Here is a 12,495-nt window from a genome sequence, read left to right on the forward strand (position 1 = left end):
ATCACACCCCTGCCGTGAACTCTTTTGTCCTGGCCGCACCCCCCGGCAGGACGACCTGGAAGTAGACGGTCTCTCCCTCGGTGTCGGGGAGAAGGGCGTTGTCGGTGATGTCGATGCGGACGGTCTCCCCGGGGAGCCAGGAGTCGTCGGCGCCGTCGAGGATGGTGTACTGCCAGTCGGTGCCGTACGCGGCGCGGTCGAAGTTCCCGGGGACGCCGATGAAGATGTCGGAGGACTTCAGTTCTCCGGCCGAGAGCCGCGAAGATCCGATATTTTTGAGCCAGATCTTGGCGTCCTGCCCGCCGGCCGTTGCAAAGGTGTTGATGATCTTGAAGTCGGTCCTGAGCCTTTGGTCTGCGGCATGGGATGCCGAGCCTGCCGAGTCAGAGACGGTGTAGATGATGGGAAAGATCGCGTTGACGAGCACCGCAGCGGCTACGACTGCGGTGATCAGAAAAATTGCGGTGGTAATGGTCTCGCTCGACATCCATCATGTCCCTTAGATCCGTTCCAGCGACTGAATCCAGTCCTCACTACTTTCTTTATCGGTGTGCTCTTCTCTGGCGGCTTCGACGCCGGCGCGCTTGTTGTCCATCAGCACCTGGATCATGTCCCGGTCGAGGGTGGTGTCGTTGGGGTCGAGGATACGGTTGAGGACGTAGAGTTCGGAGACGAACTCTTCTGCCTTGATCTCGTCGGCCTCGCCGAGAGACGGGGGCATGAGCCTGGCGATCTCCTTGACCTGGGCGATCTCGTCGCCTTCCAGGTAGCCCATCGAGGAGTACGAGTCGAGCATGATCTCGAGGCGGTCGAGGCCGTATTTCCTGACGGCCTTGCCGGTCCATTCAAAGAGCCGGTGGACTTTCTGGAGCCGGAGTTTGCTCTGTTTGGGGTGCTCTGGGGGCAGGGGCTGCGCGGCGGCCATCTGCGCCTGGAGTGCCGCGAGCATCTCGCTGTCGGCCTGGAGGCCGGCGAGGTCGGCGGCAAGGTCGGGTTTTTTCTGTTTTTTCGGTTTGGTCTCGACCGCCTCTTCTTCTTCCTCTTCTTCGATTTCTTCTTCGGCGTCTGCCGCCTCCATGGCGGGCGCCGGGGCCAGTCCGTGTGCGGCAAAGACGAAGGGGTTCTCCATCTCGTTCATCCGCTCCCTGATGTCGATGAGGAGCTTTTTGATCGAAGACTTGATGAGGTCGACCTCGCGCTCAAGGTTCGCGAGTTTGACCTCAGGATCGTCAGCCGACGCGGCGCTGAGAATTTGATCAACCTGTGCCTGGTTCACCGTCATTCCACGTCACCATTCCCTTCTGGAGAGGCGCACCTCAAAAAAAGGGGGTTAGTAGAGGACGTTCACATCGTCGATCTGCGGCGGGGTGGTCCTCTTGACCTGGAGGGTCGCACCGACTGCAGGTTTCAATTCGATGGCAAACGCCTCGTTGACGCCAAGGTCGTTCGGGATCGCAACTTCAATGACAACCTGTTCGCCGGGCTCTACAATCGAGTCATAGGAGCCGCCGTCCTGGTCGTTCATGTACTTAATGACGCCCCACTGCCCTGCGGTGAGAGTTTTGGTGGTGTCGAGGGTGATGCCGGTGGGCGTGATCTTCGTGGAATTTGTGATGACTGAACTGTGTTTCTGGTCCCAGTAGGTCATCACAAGGTTGTTCAGGTCGAAAGCACTCCCGCCAGCGGTCGTGGCGATGGTGAAGTCAACATAATCAACATGGTTGCTACCATCCCCAAGACCGATAACATTGCCAACGACCTCGACGCTCGAACTGGCCTGCGCCACACTGCTGTGGACGACTTCCTGGCTCTTCTGCGAGGTGAAGAACCCGGCGCCGAGCATGACATACGAGAACACAGCGGCCACGACAACAAAGGCGATCAGGACGATCGCAGCCTCGAGACCGGTGAAACCTTCTTCATTTCTCATGAACTTCATTTCTATTTCACCTCACACGAGCTCGTAATACTCTCCGGCAACGATGCCCGGAGGCGCGTGTCTCACGATCGGCAGTGCTGCACCGACAGAGGGCTTGACATCGATGGTGAACTTGGCACTGGGCCCGATGTCCACGGGGGCACCTTTTGCATTGACCGTGATCTTCATCATCTCGTTCTTCTCAAGGAGATCGTCCCCGTCACCTTTGACGGCCTTGTCGATTACGACGTTGGCGTTCCCCGGTTCAAGGATCGCGAGTTCGTCCTTCGTAGAGAGAACATAGGCAACCTCGTCAATGTCAACAGGTGAACCACCAGAGGTCAACTGGACATAAAAGGTGACATTTCCAATTTTGTCGTTAACCGTTGCGTTGCCAATGACGGAGCCCGCGATATCCATAGATGAGCTCGTCTGCGCCACACTGGTGTGGACGACTTCCTGGCTCTTCTGCGAGGTGAAGAACCCGGCGCCGAGCATGACGTATGAGAACACCGCGGCCACGACGACGAACGCGATCAGGACGATCGCAGCCTCGAGACCGGTGAATGCCTCATCATTGCTTCCGATTTTTCTCATAACTTCACCCTAAGTGATCAGTGAACGTTGGACCCGTCCAACATTCCTAATCAGTTGATTTGTGTTTGTAGATATATAGTTTACTATTTAATTTGAGTACTAATTTTGGGTTTTACACTCGATAATCACAATTTAACCTGAGAATGCAGATATAAATAATTTATTGGCGATAAAAAAGGGCGGCCCCTGCACGGGTGCCGGGGTCAGATCATTATCCTCGGTTTCGCTGTGGATTAAATGAATGGTATAATTGGAATCTTTCATAAAATAAAGCCGTAAGAATCCTTTTCCTTCTGTGGGGTCGGTCCTTCGAATACCTACAATGCCGCATCGATCGCGCGGGGAGCGCTGTCCCCGGTGCGTATGCTGGAGAAGGCGTGATGATCAGGCGGCGGCTCTCCATCGCAAACTCTTCTCCGCCGTCTCGCGCCGGGGGGCATTGCCCCCCGGAAACCCCCACGGTGAGGATGGGCGGGGGCGGCAGGCTCAGAGATTTCTGACCGTTGCCCTGTCGCAAGGAGAAGGGTCAGGGATCGATCCTTCCACTCCCTTGAGGACTGCGATATGAGATTTTCATCAGGAGCATATCCCAAAACTCACCCGGGGCGGCCATCTCCTCGAACCGAAGCGCTTCCTTCCAGAAATTTTGAACCCTCTCCTCCACCGGGGGGCTGGCCGCCCCCCGACCCCCCGCCGATGAAGATTGGCTGGGGATCGCATCCTGTCTTCACGATCATCGCTCTGCCTTCCCGCTCCAATCGCAATCCAGGGGGTCCGGGGGCAGAGCCCCCGGCGCGGTGGTGTGGGAAGGCATGAATGCATGGGTGTGCAACGAAAAGGGGAGGATATTTTCTTCACATCCATCGCTCTCTTCTGAGAGGGGGAGGACTGAAGAGTTTTGGGATGACCTCCAGGTATGCTTGAGGCGTACTTTCGGCTCATGCCTGATTCAACAGCGTTGGTATTCCTGAGCCCGTTGGAGTTCATCCCATTTTCATCAAATCTGGGGCATGGTTTCGACAAATCCTGGCAAAGCCGCAAATTCAAAGATGGAAGCATTATTATATGGCAAGGCTTCACATAGATCGAGAGCAGAGAGATGGAGAAGGAAGACATAATCAGCCTGGTGGCCGGGATCGCCATTGTGATCATCGTCGCTTTTGTCGTAAAGCCGATGGTCCAGGGAGAGACGCCCGGCCAGGCCATACCAGGCGCAGGAGGGGAGGCGGGCGTCGGCGTCATCCCGACGCCCACGGTGACCGTGGCCCCGGCCCAGACACCGATGCCCACGCCGACGCCTACCTGGGACGGGAAACCGAGGGAGATCGGGTTTGTGGACCCCGGATCGTACAGCATCAATATCTCGGACGACCCGACCTTACAGGCGGTCAAGTTCCCCACCTCGTCGCGGCCAAACAACAAGATGACGACCTATGCGGAGGTCCATGGCGAAGGGAGCGGCACGACCGAGATCATCCACATCCCGTACCCGTACTGGGAACTCTGGTACGATGCCGACCCGTACAACACCGAGTACTGTTTCTTCAATGTCCAGGTGATGGACGCAAACGATCCCAACCGGTTCGTGCGGATCCTCTCCCACCCGTACACCGACTTCAAGAGCGGCAATGTCACCAGGGGCGACACAAAGAGCGGCTGGACCGAACAGTTCTATGAGGGCAGCGGCGACTACTGGTTTGTAATCAACACCCGCTGCATCAGGTCCTATGACCTCGAGATCATGGTGCCTGAGCGGTACGTCGGGCCAGAGGAGACCTAGGCCGGCAGGCCGCTCACCCCCGGCACACTCTTTTTTATCATCCCGTGTTTCATTCTCTCTTATGTACGGGATCTCCACCTACGCCCTCTACGACCGTCCCCTCACCGAGGCGCTGGACCGGATCGCGGCCCTGACTGGATATGTCGAGGTGATGGACGACGGGCTTCACTTCATCGAGAGCGCAGAACCCCTCCTCTCCCATGACCTGCGCTACACCATCCATGCTCCCTCCCGGAGCGTCAACATCGCCAGCACCCTCGAACCGATCCGGCGGGCGAGCGTCGAGGTTATCACCGACTGTTTCTCCATTGCGGCGGAAGTGAACGCCGATGTGGTCATCCACCCGGGCTACTTCGCGTGGGAGGCCGACAGAGAGAGGGCGCGCCGGCAGTTCGGACGGTCGCTGGACGAACTCTCGGCGGCGGCGGAGGAGCGGTCGATTCGGTATGCGGTGGAGAACATGGCATGGGAGTTCTTCCTCCTCCAGACGCCCGACGAACTCCCGCTCCCCGGCGATGTGGGTTTTGTCCTCGACGTAGGGCATGCAAACATTCGGAAGTGTCTCCCTGCCTTCCTCGACCACCCGATCGCCCACGTCCATCTCCATGACAATGACGGGAGTGCCGACACGCACTCGCCGGTGGGCACCGGGACCATCGATTTCGCCGCGGTGATGGAGGCGGTCAGGAGAGACGGTGTCGACCCGGTGATCGAGGTGAAGGGGATCGAAGGCGCCATCGAGAGCATGAAGAGGCTTGAAGAGTTATATGGATAGATATCTCCACAATATACGCAGGATATTATTCTTTTTCATATCTGGAACAATCAACACCATTTTATAGGAGATACGACCACCTATGTAATGCATCTGTGCACGGGTGACCCGGTCACCTGCAGGATGAACAGGTGCCTCGGTGGCATAGCGGTATCGCGCTTCCTTGGTAAGGAAGAGGTCGCGGGTTCGATTCCCGCCCGAGGCTCTCATTTGCTTTTGTTCGGTTCTTTTCGGTGTTTTTCTGCAGCATTCGTTTTGTTCGCGAAATCCATTCCCTCCTCTGCATCCCTGGAGAGCAGAGGCGGTGCCGCGGCGATTGACCGCGGCGCGCATATCAGACAGGCGACTCGGGCGGCGTCCACCCTTTCATGATATCAGTAATCCTCCAGGAACCACTTCGCATCCAGAGCCTTGATCTCCTTCACGGTCGTCTCGGGCCGCCACACCACCCGCACCGCAATGTCCCGGTTCATGTCGATGAGCAGGTACAGGTCCAGCGCGGTGAACGCGGGCACCGTATAGGCCGTCAGCGCCAGGCCCTCGACGTCGGCCAGAAACTCATCGAAGCGTTCCTTTCTGATGATATAGGTGCTGTCGAAACTGTCATTCATCCGGGCCACTCCCCATAACCATGCGGGGCAGGGGCTTCTGCGTTATTATACCTTCGTGCCCATGCTCGCGGGGACGACCATCGAGGATGCCGGGACAGAACGCTTTTTCATCGAACAGGTCAGATCCAGAGAGCAGATTATGACTTACCATCATCTCTTCGGCCCGGTCCCGTCCAGACGTCTCGGGGTCTCGCTCGGGGTCGATCTCATACCATTCAAGACCTGCTCATACAACTGTGTCTACTGCGAGTGCGGCCCGACGACTCGCCTCACCGTCGAGCGAAAAGAGTACGTCCCGACCGACGAGGTGATCCGGGAACTGCGCGCGTACCTCGCCACCTCCCCCGCCCTCGACTACCTCACTCTCGCCGGGTCAGGAGAACCGACGCTCCACACCGGGATCGGCGAGGTGATCGGGATGATCAAGGACGAGTTTCCGGAGTACCGGGTGGCCGTCCTCACCAACGGCAGCCTCCTCTCCGATCCCGAAGTGCGCCGCGCCCTTCTCAGGGCCGACCTCGTCGTCCCGACCCTCACCGCCGTCTCCGACGAGGCCTTCAGGGAGATCCACCGGGCGCACCCCTCGATCACCCCGGCGGCGGTGATCGACGGCATCGTGCGGTTCGGGGAGGAGTACGCAGGTGCACTCTGGCTCGAGGTCTTCATCGTCCCCGGCGTCAACGACGGCGACGAAGAGGTCGCCGCGATTGCAAGGGCGGTCGAACGGATCAGACCAGACAAAGTCCAGGTGAACACCCTCGACCGGCCCGGCGCCGCCGTCTGGGTCAGGCCCGCGGAGAAGACGCGGCTCAGGGAGATCGCATCTGCCATCACCACCGCACCCGTCGAGATCATCGACGACCTCCCCTCGCGCGAGACCGTGGGCTCGTTCCACCTGGAGACCTCGGAGTTCATCCTCTCCATGGTACGAAGGCGGCCCTGCACCCTCGACGACCTGGCCCGGATCACCGGGCTGCACAGAAACGAGGTCGGGAAATATATCCAGTACCTGCTCGAAGAAGAACTGATCGAAGAGAAAGCCGAAGAAAGAGGGACGTTTTTCCGCCCCAGACAATCAGGTCCGGCCTCGGAATCGGATTAATAGGTTCCGTAGATACAGATCTGTAGGATTAGGCGTGAGGAAAAAGCACGCCTCAAGCATACGGGATGAAAATTTCTCGTCGCTTGATCTCCCATATTCGGACAGGAAAAACGGTGGAGACCTCAATCCATCGCCGCACCCGCCTCATCTCCTCGCGAGACGGCAGGAACGATCGTGCGAGAGGAGGCGGCATGTTCTGATCGGCATGCCGTCCTGGTATCATGATCCTGAGGAGAGAATCCAGAAGGGAGAGGGCCGATCGTTTTTCAGCGGCATCACACCAATCTTCGCCGCCCCCGGTTATCTTCTCGTGAGATGGCGAAACAGACTCGATGATGGAGGGGGCGGCAGGTCAAGAGATCTCTGCCTTTCCCCTATCACGAGGAGAAGGATCAAGGATCATCTCACACCCCGGAGACCTGCAATATGAAATTTTCATCCCGTATGCTTGAGCCAGAGGTTCATGCCCGATTCTACAGGGCCCCTTTTCGGTCATCAAAAAAAGATTCGAGAGGCACGAAAGGTCAGATCATTGTACTCACGGGTCAGGGAGATCAAGAATGATCTCTCGTTCGATCACCCGGTCTCCCGCGAGTGGACGGCGAAGGCGGACGTCTGAACCGACGACGACGGACCCGATCCTTCCACCCTCGCGCCCGGTTCGCGCCAGGGTGGTGACAACGTGACGGCCGAGGAAAAGAACCGATCCTGACCTTGATCTGTGTACAGAGTACAGAGAGAGAAGTGTGTACAGCTACCCCTGATAATTTGCACACGATCCGGAGAACACCCGGCACCGATGATCGTGAGACGGGTCTCTCCGGCCGTGATCCCGGTGCGGGTGTAAACGACCGGGGGTACGCTGCATGCATACTCCGATCATCGATCGGCGGCTGCCGGCGAGAAAGCGCCGGGTGCAAAGCAGGCGCGAAGAAAAAAATGACTCTCTGGCTTTTTAGAATTGGGTATGAGACGATATCACACCTCAAGCATACGAGAGGAATATTTCTCTTCGCTTGCTCTCTCTCTTTCCAAGATGAGAGAATCGGTGGAGACCGTGTTCCATTGCCGCCCCCCGGCCATCTTCGTCGTGGGGGGTCCGGGAGGTGTCCTTCTGTCACCCTGTCGCTCTTCGTGAACCGCTCGATCTTCTCCCCCGTCCGGTACCGTCCGATGCGAAGGGCCGGGAAGATCGGGACAATCTTTATTGCTGAAGTAGGTCATCTCCCGCCGCAATGTGGAGGGAGAGATGAGAGATGGCAGGAGAATATCGATCATGGCGTGCGGTCGCGCTGCTCGTCTGCCTCGCCGCGGTCTGTGGTGTCGGGACGGCGGCGGCGGAAGCACCCGGTCCCCTGCAGTGGACCGTCTTTGACGGTGGGGCCGACGAGTTGGGTGCCGACATCATCGAGGTCGAAGTGGGTGGGTATGCCGTCGCCGGGACGGCACGAAACGAATCGTCTGAGAGGATGCTGCTCCTGCGGACCGATGAGAACGGCAGCGTCCTCTGGAACCGGACCTACGCGCTTTCCGGCGCGGACGCCGCCTATGCCGTCAGGCAGACCGCCGACGGCGGGTACGTGCTGGCCGGCGAAGAAGACGGTCACCCGGCGCTGATCGGCACCGGACCTGAGGGCGAGGTTCTCTGGACCGGACCCGAGGGGATCAATGTCACCGAATACGGCCCTGTCCGCGACCTCGTCGTGACAGACGACGGCGGGTATGTGCTGGCGGGGTCGGCCCTTGCACCCGGCGGGGAGGAGACGGCCGCCCTGATACGGACGAACGAAAGCGGTCATGTCGAATGGGTGCAGATCTATGAAGACCTCAACGAGAGCAGGGCCACCGCCCTTGCGACCGCAGGAGAGAGCGGGTACGCCGTCGCCGGCCTTTCTTCCGCCTCAGAGGAGGTCTTTCTGCTGACGACCGGGGCAGACGGGAACCTCACCTGGACCCGGACTTTCCCGGCCCTCGAGATCTGGCCGGTCTTCAGCGACATCAGGGCCCTCATGATCGCTCCCGACCTTGCCCGCAGGGCCGGCGGGGGCTATGCCGTCGCGGGCGGAGTGACGTTCCCGGAGCGACCGGTCTCCACCGCGGTGCTTCTCCTGACCGACGAGAACGGGACGATGGAGAGGAACTGGACCTACCAGAGAGACGGAGACTTCTGGGCCGAATCGCTGGTCCGGACCCCCGACGACGGTTTCGTCCTTGCCTGTTACCTCGACCCCCTCGCCAACCCTACCAACGCGGTCGTCCTGATCCGGACCGACGAGAACGGGACGTCTCAATGGGAGGTCGACGCCACGCCGGGTTTCCTCAATCCCTCTGATAATGATCCCCACAGCATCATCGTGACCACCGGGGGTGGATATGCCGTCACGGGAGAGACCCTGACCATCGACCCCGAGACCGGTCTGGAGAGCCTGGACCTCTTCATCCTCCTGACCGGGCAGGAGCAGACCGGGTAAGAGGCCAGTTACCTTTATCCCTTCCCGGCCCCATCCACCCGCCACCAGGAGGGGGAATGATGAGAAGAGTATCCGCGGCCGGGACGTACCGGCCGGGAAGGTACAGGATAGCGACAGCCATCCTGATCCTGTTCGCGGTCCTGCTCGCCCTGACCGGCATTGCAGCAGGCGTGGAGATCCCGGAAGAGCGCTGGCAGATGACCTACGACTCGGGTTACAACGACTACGGCTATGCGCTCCAGGAGACCAACGAGAGCGATTTCATCCTTGCCGGGAAGGTGCAGAATGGTTCGACCAGCGACATGCTGCTGGTAAAGACCGACGAGAACGGCACACTGCTCTGGAACAAGACCTACGACTACGCCGCATACGACACGGCGAACGCGGTGAAGGAGACCCTCGACGGGGGCTATATCCTGGGGGGCTTCGGACTCATCGACCTGGCGAATGCATCGACCGACGGGGCGATGATGGTCAGGACCGACGAGAACGGCACCGTGCTCTGGACCGGGCCGACCGGGAACGTGAGCACCACCTGGGAGGCGGTCCAGGATGTCGCGGTCTGCGATGACGGGGGCTTTGTCCTGACCGGCCGGAACAACCCGCCGGCAGCGCCGAATGCCGCGTATCTGGTGAAGACCAACGAGACCGGCGGCGTGGAGTGGGCGAATGGATACATGAGGGACATCGACGATGCCGGGTACTCGGTCCTGCAGACCGATGACGGGGACTATGTCTTCGCCGGGACGTCGGTCGACCTGACCAACGGGACGACTGACGCCTTCCTCAGAAAGACCAACGCCACCGGCGATCTGATCTGGGAGCGGTACTACGCGGCCAGTGAGATGAACTGGTCCTCGCAGGGGGCCGAGGGCGACTTCAGGTCGGTGAAGGTGGTCTCGACCGCCGACGGGGGGTACGCCGTCGCGGGCAGGGTCGTCTTCGAGAAACCCGAGACTGCGGCCGCCGCGATGATCAAGACCGACGCCGAGGGGCAGGTCGAGTGGGCCAGGATCTATACCGCCTGTTCGCAGACTTTCTGGGCGGAAGACCTTGTCGAGAGACCTGAAGGCGGTTTTATCCTTGCATGCCACTGCGACCCGCCAGCCAACCCGCAGAACGCCGTCTATCTTATCGGGACCAACGAGACCGGCGAGATCGAGTGGCGGAACTTCTACACCATCGGTCCGTTCGAGAACGATCCGCACGCCATCATAGCGACTGCCGACGGCGGCTATGCGATCGGAGGCGAGACCGGGATCTGTGAGGATCTCACCGACCTCACGAACTGCACGCTCGACGCCTTCATCATCAGGCTCGGACCGAAAGAGCCACCGGCGCCACCGCCCGGACCAGGGCCCGCGCCGCCGCCGGCGCTGAACGCGGACTTCAAGGCCTTCCCGAGGAGCGGTGTCGCCCCGCTGGACGTGGCGTTCACCGACCTCTCGACCGGATCGCCGACGTCGTGGGCCTGGGACTTCGGCGACGGGAAAGGGTCGACGGCCCAGTTCCCGACGCACACCTACACGAAACCGGGGGTTTACACCGTCTCGTTGACTATCTCGGACGGCAAATCGGCCGATACCGAGAGGAAGGTCGGGTACATCAAGGTCTCTGCAGAAGAACTCAAGGCGCGACTCTCCTTTGTCCCGAAAGAGGCAGAGGTGGCCGAGGGGGAGAACACCACCTATGACGTCGTGATGGACCGGGCCGAGAAGGGGATCGCCTTCTACTTCATGGACATCAGACTCACCGACCCGGCGATCGCCGAGATCGTGGACGTCGAGATGCCGCCCTGGGTGAAGTCAGGGCCCATGGTCTCGCCGCTGCCGGCAGACTCGGTCCAGCTCTCGGGCGTCAAGGGGATCACCGATCCCGGGAAAGAGAAGATCACGCTCTGCACCCTGACGGTCCGCGGCGACCTTGCCGGCCAGACCGATCTCGTCATCGATGAGGCGCGGGTCCTGAGCACGGCGCTGGACGAGTATCTGCTCACGGCCAGTACGGGAGAACTCAATGTCACACCCGGGGCCTTCGACGCGAACTTCACGGCCGACCCGCGGAACGGCACTGCACCGCTGGAGGTGAACTTCACCGACACCTCGATCGGATCGCCGACGTCCTGGCTGTGGGAGTTCGGCGACGGGAACACCTCGACCGAGCAGAACCTGACCTATGTCTACAATCAGTCTGGCCTGTACACCGTGAACCTGACCATCTCTGACGGGACGCAGACCGACACCGAGACAAAGGTGGACTACATCAACGTCACCGCCGCACCGACGGTGCTCGCCGCAAATTTCACGGCCGATCCGCAGAACGGCACCGCACCGCTGGAGGTGAACTTCACCGATCTCTCGGAGGGTGCACCGACGTCCTGGCTGTGGGACTTCGGTGACGGGAACACCTCGACCGAGCAGAACCCGACCAATGTCTATGCGGCGCCCGGAGTGTACACCGTGAACCTCACGGTCTCGGACGGGACAACGGAAGACTCGCTCGAGCGCCAGGACTACATCGAGGTCACGGCACCGCCGATCGTGCTCGCCGCAAACTTCAGCGCCACGCCGACCTCAGGAGCCGCACCGCTGGAGGTAGCGTTCACTGACACCTCGGAGGGTGCACCGACGTCGTGGCTGTGGGACTTCGGCGACGGGAACACCTCGACCGAGCAGAACCCGACCAATATCTATGCAGCACCCGGAGTGTACACCGTGAACCTCACGGTCTCTGACGGGACGACCGAGGACTCGTTCGAACGGCAGGACTACATCGAGGTGACGGCACCGGTGGTCCCACTCTCCGCCGACTTCAGTGCCACACCGACCTCGGGCCCCGCGCCGCTTGCGGTAGCCTTCACCGATCTCTCGGTCGGTGCGGTGACGTCATGGCTGTGGGAGTTCGGCGACGGGAACACCTCGACCGAACCGGCGCCGACCTACACCTTCCCCGCTGCTGGTACCTATGCTGTCTCATTGACGGTCTCCGACGGGACCGAGACCGATACCGAGACGAAGGCGGGGTACATCACCGTCACGCCAGGAGAGGAGATCACGCCCGAGGAGGAAGTGACACCGGAAGAAGAGGTGACGCCTGAGGAGGTGATCACGCCAGAAGAGGAAGTGACACCGGAAGAAGAAATGACGCCTGAAGAGACGATCTGAAGGGTGTGAACAGCACCCCGCCATACATTGCCCGGTCGTCCATCCAATGGAAACGGCCGAAACAGAGGGGGGGGACG

11 protein-coding genes and 1 tRNA gene are annotated in these 12,495 nt (G+C 60.2%); 7 read left to right on the top strand and 5 right to left on the bottom strand.

The features are described from left to right. Window position 1 precedes the first annotated feature (1 nt). The 4 genes from E2N92_RS12965 to E2N92_RS12980 are packed head-to-tail and all read right to left on the bottom strand — an operon-like array spanning window position 2 to window position 2,515. Complete coding sequence (locus E2N92_RS12965; RefSeq protein ID WP_220681563.1) at window positions 2-487, bottom strand: flagellin; 486 nt, start codon at window positions 485-487, stop codon at window positions 2-4. Window positions 488-499: 12 nt separating this feature from the next. Continuing rightward, window positions 500-1,282: a hypothetical protein gene (locus tag E2N92_RS12970; protein ID WP_220681564.1), complete on the bottom strand. Its 783-nt coding sequence runs from the start codon at window positions 1,280-1,282 to the stop codon at window positions 500-502. Window positions 1,283-1,330: 48 nt separating this feature from the next. Further along, window positions 1,331-1,939: an archaellin/type IV pilin N-terminal domain-containing protein gene (locus tag E2N92_RS12975; RefSeq protein ID WP_220681565.1), complete on the bottom strand. Its 609-nt coding sequence runs from the start codon at window positions 1,937-1,939 to the stop codon at window positions 1,331-1,333. Window positions 1,940-1,951: 12 nt separating this feature from the next. Further along, complete coding sequence (locus tag E2N92_RS12980; RefSeq protein ID WP_220681566.1) at window positions 1,952-2,515, bottom strand: archaellin/type IV pilin N-terminal domain-containing protein; 564 nt, start codon at window positions 2,513-2,515, stop codon at window positions 1,952-1,954. A gap of 1,099 nt (window positions 2,516-3,614) precedes the next feature. On the opposite strand from E2N92_RS12980, the gene E2N92_RS12985 reads away from it, so the two are divergent. The 3 genes from E2N92_RS12985 (at window position 3,615) to E2N92_RS12995 (ending at window position 5,275) form a co-directional block, all read left to right on the top strand. Beyond that, window positions 3,615-4,295 carry a hypothetical protein gene (locus E2N92_RS12985; protein ID WP_220681567.1) on the top strand — a complete coding sequence of 227 codons (681 nt, stop codon included), beginning with the start codon at window positions 3,615-3,617 and terminating at the stop codon, window positions 4,293-4,295. A gap of 61 nt (window positions 4,296-4,356) precedes the next feature. Then, the gene (locus tag E2N92_RS12990) at window positions 4,357-5,070 is read left to right on the top strand and encodes a sugar phosphate isomerase/epimerase family protein (protein WP_220681568.1); all 714 of its coding nucleotides are present in this window, start codon (window positions 4,357-4,359) and stop codon (window positions 5,068-5,070) included. A 133-nt stretch (window positions 5,071-5,203) separates the two neighbouring features. Further along, window positions 5,204-5,275: transfer RNA gene (locus E2N92_RS12995), tRNA-Thr, on the top strand. Window positions 5,276-5,444: 169 nt separating this feature from the next. Here the strand turns inward: E2N92_RS12995 and E2N92_RS13000 are convergent. Continuing rightward, the gene (locus tag E2N92_RS13000) at window positions 5,445-5,681 is read right to left on the bottom strand and encodes a hypothetical protein (protein WP_220681569.1); all 237 of its coding nucleotides are present in this window, start codon (window positions 5,679-5,681) and stop codon (window positions 5,445-5,447) included. A 139-nt stretch (window positions 5,682-5,820) separates the two neighbouring features. Between E2N92_RS13000 and E2N92_RS13005 the strand changes: the two genes are divergently transcribed. The 4 genes from E2N92_RS13005 (at window position 5,821) to E2N92_RS13645 (ending at window position 12,418) form a co-directional block, all read left to right on the top strand. Further along, entirely contained in the window at window positions 5,821-6,783 is a 963-nt protein-coding gene (locus tag E2N92_RS13005) for a radical SAM protein (protein WP_220681570.1), read from the top strand. A gap of 34 nt (window positions 6,784-6,817) precedes the next feature. After that, window positions 6,818-7,213, top strand: a complete 396-nt coding sequence (locus E2N92_RS13010) for a hypothetical protein (RefSeq protein WP_220681571.1) — start codon at window positions 6,818-6,820, stop codon at window positions 7,211-7,213. Between the two features lie 826 nt (window positions 7,214-8,039). Beyond that, window positions 8,040-9,254, top strand: coding sequence for a hypothetical protein (locus E2N92_RS13015; RefSeq protein ID WP_220681572.1), 1,215 nt, complete (start codon window positions 8,040-8,042; stop codon window positions 9,252-9,254). Window positions 9,255-9,313: 59 nt separating this feature from the next. Further along, window positions 9,314-12,418 (top strand): PKD domain-containing protein, encoded by a 3,105-nt coding sequence (locus E2N92_RS13645; protein ID WP_246589236.1) that lies wholly within the window; start codon window positions 9,314-9,316, stop codon window positions 12,416-12,418. Window positions 12,419-12,495 lie beyond the last annotated feature (77 nt).

Origin of the sequence: Methanofollis formosanus (assembly GCF_019633745.1) — an archaeon.
GTDB lineage: Archaea > Halobacteriota > Methanomicrobia > Methanomicrobiales > Methanofollaceae > Methanofollis > Methanofollis formosanus.